This window comes from Allobosea sp. BH3 (genome assembly GCF_025499465.1).
Classification (GTDB): Bacteria; Pseudomonadota; Alphaproteobacteria; order Rhizobiales; family Beijerinckiaceae; genus Allobosea.
In genome coordinates, this window is sequence record NZ_JAIMCA010000005.1 from 638,783 (window position 1) to 658,860 (window position 20,078).

13 protein-coding genes and 1 pseudogene are annotated in these 20,078 nt (G+C 62.1%); 9 read left to right on the plus strand and 5 right to left on the minus strand.

The window, feature by feature from the left end; translation table 11 throughout:
- Positions 1-202: 202 nt before the first annotated feature.
- Complete coding sequence (locus BoBH3_RS19555) at positions 203-583, minus strand: hypothetical protein (RefSeq protein WP_262332506.1); 381 nt, start codon at positions 581-583, stop codon at positions 203-205.
- Between the two features lie 61 nt (positions 584-644).
- On the minus strand, positions 645-1,949 hold the full coding sequence (locus BoBH3_RS19560; RefSeq protein ID WP_262332507.1) for a DUF4339 domain-containing protein: 1,305 nt from the start codon (positions 1,947-1,949) through the stop codon (positions 645-647).
- 215 nt (positions 1,950-2,164) lie between these two features.
- On the opposite strand from BoBH3_RS19560, the gene BoBH3_RS19565 reads away from it, so the two are divergent.
- The 8 genes from BoBH3_RS19565 (at position 2,165) to BoBH3_RS19600 (ending at position 17,179) form a co-directional block, all read left to right on the plus strand.
- Positions 2,165-2,425, plus strand: a complete 261-nt coding sequence (locus BoBH3_RS19565; protein WP_262332508.1) for a helix-turn-helix domain-containing protein — start codon at positions 2,165-2,167, stop codon at positions 2,423-2,425.
- Positions 2,426-2,767: 342 nt separating this feature from the next.
- Positions 2,768-3,301, plus strand: a complete 534-nt coding sequence (locus BoBH3_RS19570; RefSeq protein ID WP_262332509.1) for a helix-turn-helix domain-containing protein — start codon at positions 2,768-2,770, stop codon at positions 3,299-3,301.
- Positions 3,298-6,381 (plus strand): HsdM family class I SAM-dependent methyltransferase, encoded by a 3,084-nt coding sequence (locus BoBH3_RS19575; protein ID WP_262332510.1) that lies wholly within the window; start codon positions 3,298-3,300, stop codon positions 6,379-6,381. Before BoBH3_RS19570 ends, BoBH3_RS19575 begins: the two co-directional genes overlap by 4 nt.
- Positions 6,362-7,012, plus strand: a complete 651-nt coding sequence (locus BoBH3_RS19580; protein ID WP_262332511.1) for a hypothetical protein — start codon at positions 6,362-6,364, stop codon at positions 7,010-7,012. The genes BoBH3_RS19575 and BoBH3_RS19580 overlap by 20 nt, the downstream gene beginning before the upstream one ends.
- Positions 7,013-7,101: 89 nt before the next feature.
- Entirely contained in the window at positions 7,102-11,202 is a 4,101-nt protein-coding gene (locus BoBH3_RS19585) for an Eco57I restriction-modification methylase domain-containing protein (protein ID WP_262332512.1), read from the plus strand.
- 6 nt (positions 11,203-11,208) lie between these two features.
- A complete protein-coding gene (locus tag BoBH3_RS19590) occupies positions 11,209-12,315 on the plus strand; it encodes a phospholipase D-like domain-containing protein (protein ID WP_262332513.1) in 1,107 nt (368 codons plus the stop codon).
- Between the two features lie 80 nt (positions 12,316-12,395).
- Entirely contained in the window at positions 12,396-12,716 is a 321-nt protein-coding gene (locus BoBH3_RS19595; protein WP_262332514.1) for a hypothetical protein, read from the plus strand.
- Positions 12,717-12,727: 11 nt separating this feature from the next.
- Positions 12,728-17,179 (plus strand): sacsin N-terminal ATP-binding-like domain-containing protein, encoded by a 4,452-nt coding sequence (locus tag BoBH3_RS19600; RefSeq protein WP_262332515.1) that lies wholly within the window; start codon positions 12,728-12,730, stop codon positions 17,177-17,179.
- Between the two features lie 545 nt (positions 17,180-17,724).
- Here the strand turns inward: BoBH3_RS19600 and BoBH3_RS19605 are convergent.
- The 3 genes and pseudogenes from BoBH3_RS19605 to BoBH3_RS19620 form a co-directional block, all read right to left on the minus strand.
- The gene (locus BoBH3_RS19605) at positions 17,725-18,138 is read right to left on the minus strand and encodes a hypothetical protein (protein WP_262332516.1); all 414 of its coding nucleotides are present in this window, start codon (positions 18,136-18,138) and stop codon (positions 17,725-17,727) included.
- Positions 18,135-18,485 (minus strand): DUF2958 domain-containing protein, encoded by a 351-nt coding sequence (locus BoBH3_RS19610; protein ID WP_465247131.1) that lies wholly within the window; start codon positions 18,483-18,485, stop codon positions 18,135-18,137. Before BoBH3_RS19610 ends, BoBH3_RS19605 begins: the two co-directional genes overlap by 4 nt.
- Positions 18,482-19,548 (minus strand): annotated as a pseudogene (locus tag BoBH3_RS19620) (PGN_0703 family putative restriction endonuclease). Before BoBH3_RS19620 ends, BoBH3_RS19610 begins: the two are co-directional and overlap by 4 nt.
- A 323-nt stretch (positions 19,549-19,871) precedes the next feature.
- On the opposite strand from BoBH3_RS19620, the gene BoBH3_RS19625 reads away from it, so the two are divergent.
- A complete protein-coding gene (locus BoBH3_RS19625; protein WP_262332519.1) occupies positions 19,872-20,048 on the plus strand; it encodes a hypothetical protein in 177 nt (58 codons plus the stop codon).
- The last annotated feature ends 30 nt before the right edge of the window (positions 20,049-20,078 follow it).

Below are 20,078 nucleotides of genomic sequence, written 5' to 3' on the forward strand. Positions count from 1 at the left end.
CTGGTAGCGTTTGATTATTCAACAAATCAAGCGGTTAGCGCAGAAAATATGGCGGACAGGGCGGGGCTGGCCCAAATCTACCGTTAGGCTAGCAAAATCAAACGCTTAGCGGTCGCCGGTTTCGATCGTGTGTACCAACTCTGTGACCCCGCAGTCGAGTCCTGGGAAAGGTGGCTTTTCCGGTCGTTTTTGGCTTCATCGCCTATCCTCTTGTCTCAGGCTTCGGGCCATACACCTCATAAATGTCGGACATGTGCTCGCCGGTGTCATCAACGACCGTCAGTTCGTTCTGCTCAGGTAGGTACTCGACATAGAAGTCAGTTGGCTTCGCTTGCCGCGGCACGTGGCAACGCAATGTCGATGGGCCGGAACGCGGGCCGCCAGCGTTGTCGAACGTGCATGACCAGCCCTGTGCCTTCACGAACTTGTAGAAGTACCGGATCTCACCGAGCTTGACGGTCTTTCCGTCCAGTTCAGCCTTCACCATGGTCTGGGGAGGGAAATCCATGGGGCGCCACTTGATCCGCGGCGCTTGGGCGATAGCGTTCGATACCGCAAGGCACGCGACGAAGATGAGGGGCAAGCGCATAATCTGACCTCGCATGGTCGGGCGGAGTTGAACGACAGGAATTCGCTGACCAAGTTCAGTCGTAGAGGACGGCGAAAATCTCGGTGAACGGCTTTCCCTTCCACGCATTGCTGTTCATGCTGGCCAGGCTGAAGCTGCGTCCATCGGGATTGATGGTCCACTGGATCTCGACGGGTTCGCCGACGGACCAATAGGCATCATCAGCCCAGGCTTCGACGACGGCGCGCATGAGCCCAAAGGTTACGCCGAGGAAATTGCACTCTGGAGCCTTCCCTGCCGGCTTGTCGCAGCTGTGCTTGTCTGCGATCGGCTGGAGCGTGTTTCGAGCTTTCAGATGGGCAATGGCGGTCTGGTAGTAGGGCAAAAGCGTATCGTAGCTGCCGTAGCGCTTGTCGATGTCGGTTTCCGCCGCCGTCTCGTTGACCGGCCGCATGAGCCGATCTACCGCATTGGCGTGCAGGCTGGCGTTGATCTTGCCGGTGAAGCTGACGACCTTGGCGCCCTGGTCGGTGGTAAAGCTCTGCCACCTTGCGTCGTCGAAGCTGGCGGCAAGCGCCTGGCCGATCGTGGTGCTCTGATAGCCGGTCATGAAGCCGTTTCGAACGGTGGCCTCGTCATCGCTCCAGGTGATGACATGCGAGAGGACCGCGGCGGCGATCACGAGCGCGACGGCGCCGATCGGCGCGATCCATGTGACCCCGCCGGTCTTGCGGGCACGCTCCAGAACGGCAGCCTGGCCCGGCTCCTTTTGGAGCACGTCCCACCGCTTGCGGACGGCATCGAAGTACCAGGAGTTGCCATAGAGCGCGATGGCGATGCACAGGCCGAGATAGCCGAACATGAAGCCGCGCGACACGTAGGTCGGCACGCTCTCGGGCAGCAGCACATAGACAAGCTGAACCACAAGCGCGATTGCGCCGAGTACATGGAGCTTGCGGTAGAGCAACCAGGCATGGGGCACGAACAGCGCGGGCCAGTTCCATGACGTTACGGTCGCGACCTTGGCCGTGTCGCCGTTGGCCTTCGCCAGGATGGCCCGCCACTTTGCGAGGTAGTGCTCTGACTTCGGCCCGATCAGCGCCTCGGTCAGCTCGCTGTCGAGGAAGTCTTTTGGCCCCGATGTCGCCTGTTCCGGCTTGGGTAGAAGGGCCGGCGGCTTTCTCGGCGGTAACGGTGGCGGTCCGACCGGCTGTGGAGGGGCTAGCTCGGTATCGCCGAGCCGCTTCCACTCGCTGCCGAATGCGGCTGTCCAAACTAGATTGGTAAGGCTGATTGTCCCGCTCGCAAGCATCGCCTCGAGCTCGTCGGCCCTGATCGGCCCGCCGCGCTCGCCGTTCTTCTCGAAATACCAGTCGTTCACGCCAGCGGTCGCCTTTGTCGCCAAATTCCATGCGGCGAAAGCGAGCAAAGACAGGCCAATCGCGTTTGGGTCGCGAGTGGCCCGGCTAACTTTCTGCAAACTCCCCCGCTTCCTCGGTGCAATTCACGCGAACACGCAGTTTCTTTCGTGCGCTACCGAATTGTGTTGAACATATTCGATGGTTTGCGGCGCAGCAAGTTGCTGGCTTCGCGCCCATGGAAGCGCGGACCCGAGTGGCATGGAATCTGCGGCGGCTCAGGGTTGAGCGAGGTCTCTCGCAGGAGAACCTGGCCGTCGATGCCGACGTGGATCGAAGCTACATCAGCGGGATGGAGCGTCAGGAATTCAACCCAACCGTCGATCTGCTCGATCGTTTGGCAGCCGCGCTTGATGTTGACGTAGGCAGATTATTGGAGGCCCCAGATGTCGGGGCGGAAGCGCCGAAGCCGCTGAAAAGCGGACGGCGGCCCAAATAGCGTTCACCCTGTCATAACCGAATTCTGGAAGCCGTACGGAACGGTTGCAGAAATCGGTTGCATAAAATCCGGGTTGTTCAGTGGTTTAGCTGACACGAACAGTACTGCCGGACGGAGCAGCCAAATTTGGCCCATTCCTACCTCCGGAACGTCCGGTTCTCGGCGGATCGATTTTGCGACTGGCCGCGCTGCAGGAATTGGCCCGTCGCGAGCCTGAAGAGCGCCCGCCCTCGGGTCAACGGCTTCGGCAGAGCGGATACAGCGATTTACGCAACGCGCAGGTTTTGGTAGGCGTTCATCAATCAAGATCGGGTATGAGACTCGAACTTGCGGATAAACTGCATGCATCTGGTGACGACGCGTGAAGCGATTCGGTTGACCGGCCTCTCGACGGCGACCTTGCGCGAGTGGACGAGCAGGCGCGCACTCATTCCTGCCGATGTCCCTCCCAAGAATCAGGGCTCACCAGCAAGGTACGGATGGCAAACAATCCTTCTCTTGCGGCTCGCAGTTACCCTCCGCGATCGTTTCCACTTGGAGCTTCAGGCGCATCGCGGACTATTCGCGGACTTGAAGCTTGGTCTTGCGCGCGCGTCGTTCATCGCTCTATGGGGCAAGGCGCTGGTGTTGCAGGGCGGTGACCGGTGGTCGTTGCTCGACGAAGGCAATCCGGCCTCGTTGCACGAAGATGGCATCGTTATCCGCCTTCAAACCCACTTGGAGGCACTCTCGTGCGGCTTCGCGTTTTCCGGCCCTACGTCACCGCCCGGTCAACTTGAACTGTTTCCAGGTCAAGCGGTTGATGCGTCGCTGCCCCGGACGTTGAAGGTAGTCCCGGCTCACCCGCTGGTTGCCAAACGGCGGAGATCGGCATGACGAGCCGAGCCTATCGTCAGGCGTTGGAGGCCACCGGTTATCTCGGATCTGGTGGTCGGGGGGCACCTGGCCTGACCCAGGCCGACGACACTAGCGCCGGCAAGCTGCGCGCAGTCTTTGCTGATGACGCCATAGGCTTGAATGCCGACGCCGTCTTCACTGCGCAGCAAACTCCAACCAGCATCTTCAAGGACGCTGGCAGCGCGGCCCCCAGCGACGACGACATCCGCCGCTGGCACGAGGCGGCATGGAACCTCAGCGTCGCGCCGTTATTGTGGGTCGTCACGCCGACTGATGTTCGTCTATACGACTGTTACGCCTGCCCGCCAGCATCCGACGTACGAGATGACGGCGCAGCGCCGACGCCGCTGGATCGCTTTGCCCTTGACTCCAGCGAACGTCTACAAGCGCTCGACGCCCAATGTGGGCGGCTCGCGACAGAGACCGGCGCGTTCTGGGCCAGTCCGATCGGCTCGCGCATCGACCGCCGTCACCGTGTTGATCGCGAACTGCTGGGCGAGATCAGCGCCCTCGAAGACTCACTGACTGCGCTCGGCGGTCCGACCTCTGCTGACATTGCTCGCGAGGCAAGGGATCTGGCGCAGCGGTTCATCGGCCGGTGCATCTTCACTTGGTATCTGCTCGATCGCGGCATCGCGCAGCGTTTTCTGCCTGCGCACCTTCCAGCGAACCTCAGCGAGATGTTCGCCACACCGGCCAGCGCGTTCGCGCTGTTCGATTGGCTTCGTTCTACCTTCAATGGTGATCTGTTCCCCATGGATAACCCTGGGGCCGAATGCGAGCGACTTACGCCAGATCACCTGAAGCTCATTCGAGATTTCATAGAGGGCCGAAGCCTCATCCCCGAGCGCCGAGGACAGGGACGGCTGTTCAAGTTCCGATTCAGCGCCATCCCGGTCGACCTGGTCAGCTCGATCTATCAACAGTTCGCTCGATCGAGCGCTGCCGACGCGGCGCGTTCGCAGGGGCTGCATTACACCCCGGTTGAGTTGGTCCACTTGACCCTCGACCCGGTGTTCGAGGGTCTGTCGGCCGATGCAAGAATCATCGATCCAGCCTGCGGGTCGGGCGCCTTCCTAGTGGAAGCATTCCGTCGGCTGGTGTGGCGAGCTTCGGAGGGCAAACCAGCAGACCGGAAGACGGTGCGCCGAATTCTCTACCACCAGCTCTTCGGGATCGACATCAACAAGGCGGCGCTCGGGATCGCGGCCTTCAGCCTATATCTGGCCGCGCTCGAACTGGACGAAGAGGTTGTCACCGACGCCGGCGATCTCAAGTTTGACCGCTTAATCAACACGACCCTCTTCGAGGCCGATTCCTTAAGCGACGATCTTCCTGCGCTTATCTCTGAAAAGCCCTTCGACGCTGTGGTAGGTAATCCGCCTTGGACGTTCGTCAGGAGGGAAGGCGGCGCTCCTAGGCGTTTGAGAGCCGATGCTGAGACCCTGCGCCCACGGCGAAGTCCAGATCAGGCCTTCTTGGCGGTTGGAGCGCGCCTGGCCGGCGCATCAGGCCGGGTTGGCATGGTGATGAAGGCGACGCCCTTCTTCTCGAAGGACTCTCACGCGGTCGAAGCCAGAACCTTCCTACTCAACCGATTGGCGCCGGCAGCGCTGATCAATCTATCTTATCTTCGGCGAGAGGAACTCTTTCCGGACGCGGTTGGTCCCGCACTGCTTTTCTTTGCCCGCTGCGCTCTCGTCCCAGATCGCGAACGGCTATTGGTCGGGTCGATCCCCTGGACGCCAGACTTCAGGCGGACGGGGGTGTTTCACCTCGGCCCGGGCGAGATCCGGTCAGTGCCGCTGAAGCGCGTGCTCGCCACGCCGCCGCTGTTGAAAGCCGCCACATTCGGAACTGTGCGCGATAGCTGGCTGATAAACCGCCTCGAAACCGAATTCCCCCGATTCGAAGCTGTCCTCGACCGCCTCGGGCGGGACTCAGGCGTTCACCGCGGTCAAGGGTTTCAGGTTCAGGGCGACGCTAATGAACCTCCGGCAGCCTACCGATACTTGAAGGTTGTCACACCAGACAAGTTCACGGCCTTCCGGCTCAATGATGAGTCTCTCGATCCGTTCACCCATGGGACCTTGCACCGCCCGCGCAGGGCGTCGATCTTTCGCGGCCCTCTGTTGCTGTGTTCCAAGGTGGGCAACGCTTCGGGAGCCGAGCGGGGCCGCTACAGCGCTGCCGTCAGCGACGGCGATGTCCTCTACACGCAGAATTTCTATGGCATCTCCTTCGTAGGAACCGATGCAGCCTACGCCAATGTGCTCAACGGTATACTCAACTCCAGCTTGACGGCGTTCCAGTTCGCCTTCGGCGGGCCGATGTGGGGTCTGGAGCGCCCCACGGTAGAGCCACACGACCTTTTGTCGCTTAGGGTTCCCGATCTGGCTGGAGCCGACACTTCGCTCATCGAGGCAGTTGTCAAAGCCGAGAGGCATGCTGCCGACCATCTCGGCGATCCGGCATCACTGGCAGCTCTCGATGAAGCTGTTTTCAATCTGTACGATCTCGAACTGGATGAGCGTGTTCTCGCCCGTGACGGAATTTCCAGGGCGCGTCATCTTATTTTCGAAAACCGGCGCGAAAGAGCTGAACTGGTCACTCCTCCGGATACAGCCACCCTCCGCGCCTACGCGGAGCAGGTAGTACATGCAGTCGATGCCTATCTCCGCGCCCGTGGAGAACGGCACCTTGAGGCCATGATCTACCCGGTCCGGCTCAACAAGGGTGACCTCGGCTCGGGTGTACCAGGCGTGACGGCCATCCGGTTTGTCATGGCGTCCGGAGCGCCCGAGGCGCAGGCCGTCGTGCGCGATGGCGATCCGGCGGATTTGGAGCGGCTAGCCGCTCTCCTCCGCGGCCGGCTGGAGGTCGACATTCCACCATATCTCAACGAGCGACGGCAAATGCGCCTCTACGGCGCCAACGACCTTTTCATCCTGAAGCCAACGGAAAATCGCTACTGGACACGAACTACCGGGCTGAACGACGCCGATGTCATCCTCGCCGATCACTGGGTGCGGAGGCGGGATGCCGTTGCTCACGCCTGACGTTCCGTACGGAAACCCCGCTTTCGCCCTGACCGAGGACCAAGTTGCTACGGTGATCGACTTGGTCTGTCAGGGCGTCGACGAGGCTCGCTCGGCTATTACTTCCGGCATGTTGGAAGTGCCAGCCACCATTATTATTCGCAAAGCCATGCGGCGAGTGAAAAAAACGCGGAGGCTCACCAACCTCCAGATCCGCGGCGAGCACGAGCTAGACAATATGGCGACCACGGACGCCGCCATCCTCGGGCGGATCGACATCACGCTCCAGTTCTTGCACCAGTTCGGCGATGAAGACGCCTACGTAGCCGTCGAGTGTAAGCGGGTTGGCGCTGGCCTATCGGCTTTGAACGGCTCCTATGTCGCTGAGGGCGTGGATCGGTTTGTGGCGGGGAAGTATTCTGCAGGCCACGAATGGGGCTTCATGCTCGGTTATGTGCTGGTCCCGCCGGCGGCCGATGTTGTCGATGCGATTAATAGGCGCATCGAGAAGACCTACGGCTCCACAGCCAAGCTCACACCGGATTCGGCGCATCTTTTGGCTGCGGCGATCTTGCATGGCGTTCTGATCCAAAGCAGCGGCCATACGATCCAGCTCAAGCATATTCTGGTCAACCTGTCAGAGGCGGCGTAACGCCCTCATCCACTGATCGCTCCGTGAGGCGAGTGAAAAAGGATGATGCGACGCGGATGATGGGATAGGTATTAGTTAGGTCGAGGATCATGGCGACATCTGAAACTATAAATCTAGGGTATGCAGTTCAGGGAAGTTTGCTTTCGAGTGATTTTCTTGTTGAATCTATCGGATCTATTAGTGATTGGCTTCAGGTCGGAGGGGCTGAGCTTGCGCAATTTCGCGTCGACCTGCTCGACATTTTTTCACGCTTCCCAACCAAACAAACTCCGAATGAAAGCCAGACTGAAGACGATCTGATCTGGCCTATCCTCACTCGCCTGGGATGGTCAGCCAGCCTTCGGCAACAGAACCTCGCGCCCAAGGGGCGCGTCGATGTCCCAGACGGTCTCCTATTCGCGGATGCCGCTGCAAAAACAGCCGCGAACGCCATGCCTGAAGAATGGCGACGTTATGAGTTTGGCTTGGCGATCGTCGAATCCAAGCGCTGGGCGAGGCCACTAGACCGGCGCTCTGGCCGCCGCGGCGAGGAACTTGCTCCTTCAACGCAGATGCTTCGTTATTTGCGCCGCGTCGAGGACCTCACCACAGGCAGCCTTCGTTGGGGTGTGCTTACCAACGGCGCGAAGTGGCGTCTCTACTATCAAGGTGCTCGCTCCGTTTCGGAGCAGTTTTTCGAGATCGATCTGGCCGCTGTCCTCGCCATCGGGGGGCGCGATGGAGGTTTGTTCACGCTCTCAGATCAGGAGCGCGAGCATTGGTTGAAGGTCTTTTACCTCGTATTCCGCCGGCAGGCTTTCTTGCCAGGCGCTGTCGACAGTCGCCCCTTCCATCAGCGTGCCATCGAGGAAGCGCGCTTCTACGAAGAGCGCGTCGCCAACAACATCGCAAACCTCGTCTTCGGCGAAGTGTTCCCGGAGCTCGCGAAAGCTATAGCCGGTGCGGCACCGACCGCACCTCTCCAGGAGGTGCGCGATGCCGCGCTGATCTTACTTTACCGACTGCTCTTCATTCTCTACGCTGAGGATCGCGACCTGCTTCCGGTGCGCGATCGTCGCTACGATGACTATGGGCTTCGTGAAAGGGTCCGCGGAGACATCGGTAAGCGCAAAGACCGCAACGATATCTTCTCTGAGTCGGCTGCAAGGTACTGGTCTCAGCTGGAAGATCTGTGTCGCGCGATTGATATCGGCGACCGATCCATAGGCCTGCCGCCTTACAACGGTGGTCTGTTCGATCCGAAACGAACTCCGCTCCTAGCTAACATTCGGCTGGGCGATGCGGTGATGGCGAACGTCATCGACGCCCTATCGTTTGAGCGGACGCCGACCGGGCGAAAGTACATCAACTATCGCGACCTCACGGTCCAACAACTCGGCTCCATCTATGAGCGGCTGCTCGAACACGAGGTTATCCGCGATGGCGCATCAATCTCCGTGCGACCCAACCCGTTCGCGCGAAAGGGTTCGGGTAGCTACTACACTCCTGACGACCTGGTTGGTCTCATCATCCGCGAGACAGTGGAGCCGCTCGTCACTGCTCGCGTGAGTTCGTTCGCCAGTAAGTCCGCAGAGTTAGCTAACAGCGCCATGCCAGAGGATCGCCGTCTCGGTGCACTCAGACGCCTCGACCCCGCGGAGCGTTTGCTTGAAGTCAAGATTTGCGATCCGGCTATGGGATCGGGGCACTTCCTTGTCAGCCTCGTTGACTATCTCGCTGATCGAGTCATCGCCGCGATGGCGGAGGCTGAAGCCCTGGTGGAGTGGGCAGACTACGTTTCCCCTCTCAGCGATCGCATCGACAGCATTCGCCATACCATTCTCGGTCACGCGGAAGAGCGAAATTGGACGATCGATCCCGAGCAGCTCGACGACCGACACATAATTCGCCGCATGGTGCTGAAGCGCTGTGTCTACGGTGTCGACAAGAACCAGATGGCGGTTGAGCTCGCGAAGGTCGCGCTCTGGCTTCACACCTTCACTGTCGGCGCGCCCCTCAGTTTTCTCGATCACCACCTTCGCTGCGGCGACAGCCTTTTCGGTATGTGGGTTCGAAATGGGATCGATCGCGCGACCTCTTACGGCGGCGGTCTTCTGATCCATGGGCCTTTAACGCGGGCAATGCGCGCGGCCTCGTCCATGCAGATCATTGAGGGCCTAACTGACGCCGAGATCGCCGAGGCGCATCGATCGGCGCAGGTGTTCGACGAGGTGCGGGATATGACAGCGCCCCTCAACGCGTTCCTCTCGCTCATGCATGCCTTCGAGTGGCTGGACCTCCGCACGCGCGAAGACAAAGCTGTTCTCACAGCCTTCTACGACACGCAATTTGGTGATCCCGTGCAGATCGCGATGGGAGCGGCGCTGAATGACACAGGCCGCCCGGATGCAGCGCGCTTTGGCGAGATCCTCGCGAAAGCCCGTGAGCTTGTTGCCGAGGAGAATTTCCTCAACTGGCAAGTCGCATTTCCAGGGGTTTGGTCCGACTGGGATCAGAACGACCGTGTCGGAGGCTTCGACGCTGTCATTGGCAATCCGCCTTGGGACAGACTGAAATTGCAGCAGGTTGAGTGGTTCGCGGCTCGTCGTCGTGAGATCGCACTCGCAACCCGAGCCTCTGACCGAGCAAAAATGATCGCCAAGCTGTCCGTGTCAGGGGACCCGCTCGCTGTTGACTATGCCAAGGCTGAAGGACGAGCCGAAGGAGCCATCAAGGTGGCTCGAACGAGTGGGGATTTCCCTCTGCTCTCAGGGGGAGACATTAACCTGTACTCGCTCTTCGTCGAGCGAGGCACAAGCATCGTCAAACCGACAGGGATGGTTGGGCTGCTTACGCCCTCTGGCATCGCATCGGACAAGACCGCCGCAACCTACTTCAAAGGAGTTGCGACAGGAGGACGGCTGAAGGCACTTTACGATTTTGAGAACCGGCGCACGCGTTATGGCAGCCAGCCGTTCTTCCCCGACGTCGACAGTCGTTTCAAATTCTGTGCGCTCGTCTCAAGCCCGACGCCTGTGGCGGAGCCTGCGCGATGCGCATTCTTCCTGCAGGACGTGTCGGAGCTGGATGATCCGGATCGGTGCTTCCCATTCAGCGCCAAAGACTTCGCGCGTGTGAACCCGAACACCGGGACAGCACCGATTTTCAAAAGCCGGCGTGATGCTGATCTGACGACCAGGATCTACGAACGCCTTCCGGTTTTGGTGGATCGCTCTGCCGGCAGTGAGAAGCGCGCCTGGCCTCTCCGCTACAGCACCATGTTCCACATGACCAACGACTCGGAACACTTCCGGACGAAGGTTGAACTGGAGGAACAGGAACGCGCTTATCCCATTGGCCAGAACCGTTGGCAAAGTGCTTCCGGAGAGTGGGTTCCACTGTACGAGGGGAAGATGGCACAAGCCTACGATCATCGCGCGGCAAGCGTCGTCGTAAATGCGGCGAACCAACACCGGCCCGCGCAGCCAGAATCCGCGACTTTAGAGCAACACGCTGATCCGCGATGGCTTCCTGAGCCTCAGTATTGGGTACCCCTGTCGGAATGCGGCTGGCCTGAAAGCCAGCGATGGGTGCTGGGTTTCAAAGAAATCACAGCCCCCACGAACGAGCGCACCTTCATATCAGCGCTCTTCCCCGCTGTCGGCTTTGGAAACAAGATTCCGATCTTCCGAGCGGAATCTGGGCACTGCAACGAACAACGCCTGTGCGCTAACTTCAACGCCATCATCTTTGACTATGTGACGCGTCAAAAAGTACAGGGCCAGACGCTAAATCTCTTCATCGTTGAGCAGTTGCCCACCGTTGACCCAAGCGAATTCGAGCATCGACAATTCGGTGGGCATACCGCCGGGCGCCTCATCGATGAGCTGGTGCTTGAGCTGACTTACACGTCGAGTGACATGGCTTGCTTTGCGGTGGAGATGGGTTGGAAAGAAAAGGACGGCTCTGCAAGACCTCCATTCGCCTGGGATGAGCTTCGCCGAGTAGAGGCAAAAGCGAAGCTCGATGCGATCTTCTTGCACCTCTACGGCGTCACCGACCGTAGCGACGTAAGGTACATTTACTCGACTTTCCCGATCGTGGAGCGGCACGAGCAGGCGCGTTACGGGCATTATCTCTCACGTGATCTCTGTCTGGCTTGGATGAATGCGTTAGCCGCGGGCGATGCATATGCAGATATCAGGCTGTAGCGACGCATGAACGATGATCTCAACCTCCAAATTCTCCTCCAGCTCACCGGTGAAAAGAGCCACCTTTACGAGCGCCTCAACGAGCTCTTAGACCGCGATGATCTCGTGCGGGTACGCACAGCCGTCGCCTATGCGCGCTGGGACGGCCTCGGACTCATCGCTCAAAATCTGGAGAACTTTCTCGCTTCCGGCGGTGAGTTCCAATGCATCTACGGCGTCAACAACGGTGTAACGACGCCGGACAGCTTTCTATACTCGCTCTATCTGCAAGAGCTGTATGCGGGTCATTCTTACGCTGGCGCCGTGGAGGACGCCTACAAGAACGCTACTTTCCATCCGAAATTCTTCGAGTTTCAGTACGAAGACGTGACTACTGCAATCATCGGATCGGCCAACCTCACGGGTGGTGGCTTGGCAAGAAACGCTGAACTCTGTGTCGAAGTAACGGGCAACAATGATTCCATCTTTGCCAGATCGCTTGAGGAATGCTGGATCGGCCTATGCGCAAGTGCGATTGAGGTAGATCTCGATGGGGTGCGAAAGCTTGCGGTGAAAAAGGAGCTAGGCTCCGAAGAAGACGAAGAACCTGAAGCGAATGGCAAAGCCGCCAAGCCGGCCATCAAGGTGGAGGTGAAGCTAGCAAATAAGCCACTCTTCGAAAAGATCCTCGACGTCGAGCAGACCGCCAAGAAAACAAAGCTTCTCACAAGTCTAGATCCTCTGACCGATAAGCCGAAATATCTCTATCTGGAGATCTTTGAAACTGAGACGGGCGGAACGGGGGGTAGCCAAGGCTATCAGGTTCAGCTACCTGCCGCTACGCTGCCCGCATATTTCGGGCTTGGGCCTTATGAAGACAAGCTGGCGACCTTCCACTTCGGTGGCGAGGATATCAAGGCGCACTTTACGCATTTTTATAACAATACCCACCGCGTTCGTCTCCGCCCGATCCTCGATGTCGCAAGGCCGGCGGTGCTTCGCTTCGAAAGGATCGCAACCGACGAGTACAACTGCATAATCTATCCGAAGAAGCACCACGCTGCCGTTCTGGCTGCGAAATGCGATCAGCAGACGCGCGCCGGCGCGCGAAAATGGGGAATAAGCAGCAGCTGAGGTCTACGGGGAATGCGACGAGCGAGATCGCGGAGGCCTGCTGTTCTCGCTCAGACCAAAGGCCGAAGTAGGACGCAGCGATGACGTTCGCTATAGCTTGGACGGTGAGCGGGAGACGCACCATGGTATTCGGTTATCTCAAAAATGCTCCTGACCTCATCAGAGATCTCGCCAGGGAGGAGGGCGAGCCGGTCGCCTACGTCGCGACGCAGTTCAGCCAGCATGACCTGAAGATGCTGGGCGACGCCGCGCTGGGCATCGCCCAGCGGATAGACGATCGCGAGTTCCGAAAGATGGATCTCGAGCTCGAGGGGCACGAACTCTACGCCATGCGCGGCTTCGAAGCGGTCGGCGCCCAGTTCGCGCAGGCGTTCCATATTATGCTCGCCGCGCCCATTTGAGCTCGGCGGCCATGGATACGACGATCGACGTCGCGCTAGATGCGACGGACGGATACCGTTCGGGCGACGAGGCGGCTCTGCACGTCTTTTCGAAGGAACCCCACGTTGAGCCGGAAGGCGAGGAGGCGTGTCGCGTCGCAGTCGACAGGCTGGGCGAGCGCATCCGCGCCGTCCCCATGCTCGTTGAACTGATCGCGCGCAACATCAAGGGCGCGGCGCAGACCGCGAGCGATCGCTTCCAGGGACTAAAGGAGATCGTCCAGAACGCGGACGATGCCGGCGCCTCGTCCATCTCCTTCGCCTTGCGCGAGGTCGGCGGGGGGCACGACCTCCTCGTCGCCCACGACGGGACCAAGCGCGTGACGCTGTTGGACGTTGTGGGGCTGTCCTCTCCCGGTTTCAGCAACAAGGCCGAGGACCCGGATTCTATCGGGCGGTTCGGCATCGGCTTCAAGATCGTCCATTCTTTCTGCGACCGCGTCGACGTGCACGACGGTCACTATCACTTCGAGGCCAACGGGACGCGACTGCGCTCGATCGAGCCTGAGGTTCCCGTGCCCGGGTTTTACGACCCGAACCAGGCGACGACCCTGTTCCGTCTCCGGCTGCGTAGGAACGTTCCGGTCGATGCCCTGCGGGACTGGATCGTGCGTCAGGACGAGTCCAACCTTCCCTTCCTGCGCACGCTGAGGAAGCTGTCGCTGATTGGTCTCGGCGGGGGCGAATCCGTGCGCCGGCACCTCACGTCGCGCGAGATCGGCCGTTTCGCGGCGAAGGTCGGCGGCGAGGATGTCGAGATCTCGCACGTCGCGGTCGAGGCCGCCAACGGCTTGGCCTGGGATCGGTTCGACGTCCGCGTGCCGGTGCCCGACGACTTGGAGCGCTCCGACAAGAAGGCCGGCGAGACCTCGCCGATGGCGGTGGCCGTCCCGAGGGGCGGTTCCGCGCAGCCTCTCTACGTTGCGTTCCCGATGAAGGTGGCCAGCCGCGTGCCGCTCGCGCTGAATGCACAGTTCGACCCGGTGGCCAGCCGCGAGACCATGCTGGAGACCGATTGGAACCGCTGGCTGGTCGAGCGGCTCGGCGAGCTCGTCGGTGAGGTGGCCTTGCATCTCCTCGCGACGGATGCGGCGAGAGGGTGGGCCGCCATCCCGCAGGAAGGTGAGACCTACGTCTGCGAAGATGATTCTTGGATTCCCGGCGCCTTCGACGAGGCGTTTGAGAAGGTCCGCAGGACCGTCGCCGCGCGAGGCGCACTTCCGGGAGGCATCCCGTTCTCCCAAATCGCCTACGAGGCCAAAAGCTTGGAGGGCGTCGCCCTGCCGGGGGACGCCCCGACGGTGGTCGAGGGCCGGTTCGGCGTGCCGTTGGCCTTCCGCGGCGAGGGCGATCGGTGGCGCGACGCCCTCGCCGAGATCGACGGTCCCGAGCGCTTCGAAGCCGATGCCTTCCTCGCGGCCGTCGGTGGCGAGGCCTTCGACGACCGATCGCCGGAATGGTTCGTCGAGCTGCTGGCCAAAATGTCCGGACTCGGCGTGGCGCCGGATTCGATCCGGAGGGCCCGGCTCGTCGTCGATGCCGGCGGCAACCGGCACGAGGCGAAGGTGCGCGGGGAATCTGCCGCCATCCTGCTGTCGGGCGTCTCGGCCTCCGGGTTCGCCTTGCGCCACGGCCTCGCCATCGAGTTGCACGAGGCCTACGACACGCCTGCCGGCGGGTGGGCGAAGGGCTGGCTGCGAGAGCACGCCACCTTCATGGACGAGGTCGGCGCCCGGGACCTACTCGCGGCCTACGCCAACCTCTACAAGGCCGCGCCGCGCGAGATCGGGGACGCCGAGTTCGTGGAACTGCGCGATCTCTTCGAGCGCGTGCCGGAAGGCGAGGTCACCACCCTCGGCGCGCGGGTCGGCGAGGCGATCCTGCTGTCCTGTCGCCACTACGTCGACGGCAAGGCCGCAGTCGCCGCGGTCCGGGCGGCGGATGCCTATCTTCCCCAGAGTTATGAGCGCGACGGCAAGGGCTGGGGTACAGCCGCGGGCCGCACCGCGGGGATGCGCTGGGTCGATCCCGACTACGAGAAGTTGCTTGCGGTCTCCGGCCGTCGGAAAGGCGGGGAGCAGCGCTCGAGGGGCGCGCGCGCTTTCCTGACGATCCTCGGCGTCCGCAATGTCCCGAAGATCGTAAACGTGGTCGGCGAGGCGCAATGGTACACGGCCCGGCCGGCCTGGGCGCCCGCGATCAAATTCCAAGTCTACGCCGACCATCGCTCGCCTGATCTTCTGGCCGTGCTGAAGGACATCGAGGCCGACAAGGGGGAAGGCGCGCAGCGCGCAGCGATCCTCTTCCGCACCCTCGCCCGCGCCTGGGACCGGCACGGCGAGCGCTCGCTCGAAAGACAGTCCGTCGCCAAGGCGGGCCGGCACGGGAAGTATGGTTGGAACCTGCGCAAGGAGGTCCCAGCCTCTTGGCTCGCCGACCTCATCGACCGGAAATGGTTCCGGGACGAGGCGGGCGTCAAGTCCAAACCCTCCGAGCTCACCGTGCGCAGCCCGCGCTCTGAGTCCCTCTACGGGACGAGCGCCCGCTACGCCGCGGAACTGAGGCCGGAGGACATGAAGTCGGGATTCGCCGACGCGGTCGGCATCGAGCGCCGCGAGGCCGCTAGCCGCATCCTGGCCCAGCTGGAAGATATGCGCGACGGGCGGCAGGTCGCCGATCCGGGACGGATCATGCGCTGCTACATCGCGCTCGCTGAGCAATGCCCGCCTGCTTCCGCCACTGGCGTGACCGGGCTCGAATGCGGTGACGTGCCGATCCGCTCGCTGCGTGGGAAGTTCGGGTTGAAGGGCCGCGGCCTGCTGTTCGATCCCGACGAGGGGGACTGGAAGTCGCCGCCGGCCTTCTACCGTGGCCCGGAGATATTCAAGGGCGTTCGCCCGCGCGTCCCCTCTGTCCAGGCGCTGCTGCCGCTGTGGCTCGCGCTGGGGATCAAGGAGCCGACCGTGTCGGATTGCGTTAAGGCGTTCGTGACGGCGTCGCGCACGCCGCCGTCGAGCGACCTCGACGGGTTCTTGGTCAATGTCTTCCAGCACGTCGGCAAGAAATCCCGCGAGGATAAGCCACGGCGTGGACTGCTCCCGCAGATCCCGCTGGCCTGCGGCGACGTGTGGGTGACGAAGCGCCCGGTCTACGTGGTCCGCGGGTTCGAGGACGGGCGGGCGCTGGCCGGCGAGGCAGCGCGCCTGCGGCTGTGGACGCCTCCCTGCGACGTGCGGCTGTTCGCCGATATCCTGGAGCCGCTCGGCGTCGAGCAGGTGGTCCCGACCGTCTTGGTCTCGTCCGAGGGGGAGGAGGACGACCTGGCGCAGGACCGTTTCGACAAGGCGGTCATGGAACTCGCGGACAGATTGGCCCGCAACGCGCCTGACGTATACGCCGCGATCGACGACTGGAAGGCCCTCGACGCCATGGGGGTGACGCTCCACGACGGGGGCGTCCGACTGCAGGTCGCGAGCGCTGCGTGGAAGGGCAAGGTTCCTACGGTGGTCCGGGCGCACGTCGAGGACGGCGTCCTGCACGCCGCGGATCTCGACGCCCTTTCCGACGCCGAGGAGGGCGGTCGCGTGGTCGCGGGCCTCTTCTCCCCTTCAGTCCGTCACCATGTCGCCATGGCGTGGGCGAGCGCCTGGACGCGCGCGGAGACCCGCACCGGTCCCGCCATCCGCCTGGCGGACGACCGCGACGACACCGATTACGTTAAGGGACTGGCGTCGGCCATCGACGAGGGGTTGAAGGCGCGTCCCAAGGCCGCCAGCGTCAAGCCCGACGAGGGCGCGCCCGCGAAAGACGCCGCAATGCCTCACAAGAAGGTGGTCGAACGCGTGCAGAGGCTGCGCGACTTCGACCCCGAGCTTTCCGCCGAGGTCTCGCTTGGCGCGGGCGGCGCGACGCCGGGAAAGAAGCCCGCAGGGCGCACGAAGCTGACCAACGGCGGCGGCACGGGGAAGGGCGCCGGGACCGGGCGTCGAGAGGTCGTCCGCAACGAGTACAAGAACGTCGACGTCGAGGATCTCGGAATGCGTTATGCGCATCACTTCCTCCAGCACGCCTCGAACGGGACGCTGGAAGACATCCGGCTTCGAAGGGGCGGTGGCGCCGACGCGACAATAGATTGGAAGACCTTCGTCGAGGTCAAGGCGTTCTACGGCGGCGCGCCGTCCAGCATCGGCCTCACCGCCCACGAGACGGAACGCGCCCGCAAGTGCGGTCGCGACTTCATCCTCGCGATTGTCTCGGGGCTCGGCGACGACCAGGACCTAGAGATCCGGCTTGTCTTCGACCCACTATCCAACGCGAGCTGGGAGGCGAATCGCGGGATCACGCTGAAGTCGGTCGCCAAGGCCAACGGGTCCATCGTGATCAAGGTGTTCGAGCCGGATGCGGAGGACGCCGCGGCGGTCTGACTTCGAAGGTTTCGCGTCACGGGACGATCCCGGGTCAGGATATAAGGGGCCTGCCACAAAGACCATCGAGTAGACCGCAAGCTCGCAGCCGAGCATCTCGGCTTCATGGTTCCCGGCACAGTATGGCACCTAGAGCCGATCTCTGCTCGCGTCGGTCTGTCGACGGCGCTGGATCGGTTCTCAAGCGCGACCAGCTTGAAGAGGCGACGTTGCCTCTAGCTAAGGGCCATCGACAGCTGGGCCTGATTGTTTCCGCGGATAAGTCCCCATTCTCCTATGCGGGCTTTGACGCCCTCGACATTCGGCGGGTTGCCCTCATCCCCAGTCTGTCCGCTGTTGGCGCATTCCGCGCCAGTCTCCGGCCTATACGTCCATAATGCAATTCTGGAAGCGGAGCGGAGCCGTTCTGGAAAGCGGCTCCGGAAGATGTAGGCAAATCAGCTCCGTGGCAATGCGGTTTGGTACTGCCGATATGACCGCCGGCCGAACGGAGATTCGCGCTAGCCTGATCGGGCCGGCGAGAACTGACCAACCCGTCAAAAGCCCTACCGCACCTCTGCCGAGCTCGCAGCGATCTGCGCTAGGATGATGGCGCATTCCTCTTCTCCAATGGTTTGGAGCTTGCCGCGCAGTTGCCGCCAGAGGCAAGCGGCCAGCTCGCGGTCCTGCCCCTCCGGCTCGCAGCCGAAATGCCGCCAGCGGCGATGCTCGTAAAATAGGCAGAGCCAGAGTTCGAGGGCGGTGCCGCCCCATGAACCTGTCCTGGCGGCTTCGTCCTCGCGCTCGTTCGCCCAGCCATGGAGGTCGCCGAGGCCAAGCGCGCGGGACGCGGCGTAGCCATTGATCAGATCGGCGAGCCTCGCTGACTGCAGCCAGGTCGGGGCGTGCGGGATCGCAGCGAAGTGGCCAACACGAACCCGGTCGAGCCAATCGTCGTCCTCGCTGGCGAGCGGGCTCACGCGATGATCCTGCCCTGGGCGCGGGCTGTGGCCGCATAGGCCGAGAGCGGCTTGTCTGGCCGGAAGTGCTCGTCTCGCTCGATCGGCAGGCCGAGGAACCCGCGAACCCCGGCAAGTTCGGCCAGGGCGATGTAGCCGAGCTCCGGGGCGCCGAGGCCGAGATCGCAGAGGCCGAAGGCGATGCCAGGGTCGTCCGGATCGAGCTCTGACAGGAGCCAGGTCGCGTTTGCGTCGGGCGTGAAGAGCTTCACGACGGGCACGGGATCGATGTCTTCACCCATTGCGCTCGCCCGGCCGTTGGCGAGCAGTCGCTCGCGTTCGGCCGGGAGCATGAAGGGCGCGATCACGCACGCCCTCCCGGAAGGAGCTTGAGCGGCTCGCCCAAGGCCGCAGCCTCATGCGCCTTTCCGATAGGCCCGTCGCCCGCCCAGAACAGGTTGAGTTCGCCGTCGACCAGTTGGAAATCGCAATAGCGGCGATAGAGGCGGGTCGCGTACTCCTCCTCGCCCGCCATCGCGATGGCGATGATGGCGTCCTCCAGCGTGATGCTGACGAAGCCGACCTGGTCCTCACCAGCCGGGTTGAGCTCGGCCTTGTAGGTGGCCACGGCGCTCGCGACGAGGGTGTTGAGCTGCGGCGCGATGACGACGAATCGGCCCTCGTCGTAGTCGCCGCGCATCAGCATGGCTTGAGCGAGCAGGTGCTCGCGATACAGCTGCTGGCAGGGGTTACCTTCAGCGCCGGCTTCCGCGGATCGACGAACAGCCCGGAGACGTCGGCGAGGTCGTCATAGCGCGGCCGGATCGTCGCCACCGGCTCCTGGCACGACTCGGAGTACTTCGTCTCGATCGCAACAAAGCCCTTCCGGCCTGCCGGCGTCTCGTAGCGGAGGAACACGTCAAAGGCGCTGTGATCCCCGGTCAGCGTCGGATCGCCGCGTCCTGGCGAGTGCTCGAACAGGACAGCATGAACCTTGGCACCCGTAAGATCGGGGAAGAGCTCGCCGAGAACGCGGGAGGCGAAAGACAGGTCGAGCTTGAGCAGGCCGAACACGTTGAAAGCCAAGGGCATCGAGCTGAGCAGATTGCCGTAGAGCCGCACCTCGTCGATCATCGCGGCGGGCTCCCTGTAGGCGAGCTCGCGGCGCACGAGCCAGGCGATCGCCGGCAGCATGAAGTTCGCGCCGGCTCGCGCCGCGGCGGGGCTGATCCGGGAGCCGAGCTTCTTGCGCTTCGTGCCGACCTTGTAGCTGCCGATCGGCAGCTCGCGATCCTGCCGCCAGATGCTCTGGAGGAGACGTGCTGCCGAGCGGAAGCGGTGGTCCAGCGGCTCGAAAATATGGTGCCGACGGAGGAGTTCCTCCGGCAGGAGCGGAACGTGAGCGAAGATGTCGGGGAGATCGGATGTCATGAAGCCTCCGGTTTGAGGGATGACGGAGCTTCATTGGGACAGTCGAGGACATTACAGCGACAGGAAAATAAGCCTCTTCACTTGCGGTTTGTGCTGGCCAGAGCGGGCTAGCTGTCGCAATACTGTTCTTGGCGGATAATTGCGCTGATCCGAAGCCTTCTTGGATTTTGTTGCAAATTCAGGTTTTCCTGAAGAAAGTTGGCTCACTTCGTGTGGGTCGGAAGGCCATTTCCCCTTTATGTATGGGTAGTGGGCCAATTCGGCTCCCCCTCCCGCCCTGCCGTGGCCGGCCCTCTACGCTCAGTCAGCTAGAGAGGCCCAACATGCAAGACAACAATCCTAAAGACGAAGACCCGTTTGAGGTGATCGCCAAGGCGGCTGCGAACCGGAAGTTGCCGGAGCCTCGGTCGAAGAAGGGGCGTCCGACGAACGCTCTGCGGCCCAAGGCAGAGCCGCCGTTCCAGATGCCCAGCTTGTTCGAGGCGTCCGAGGAAGCCTGATCGCCCTGTTTCCGTCTCTCAATGCATCCG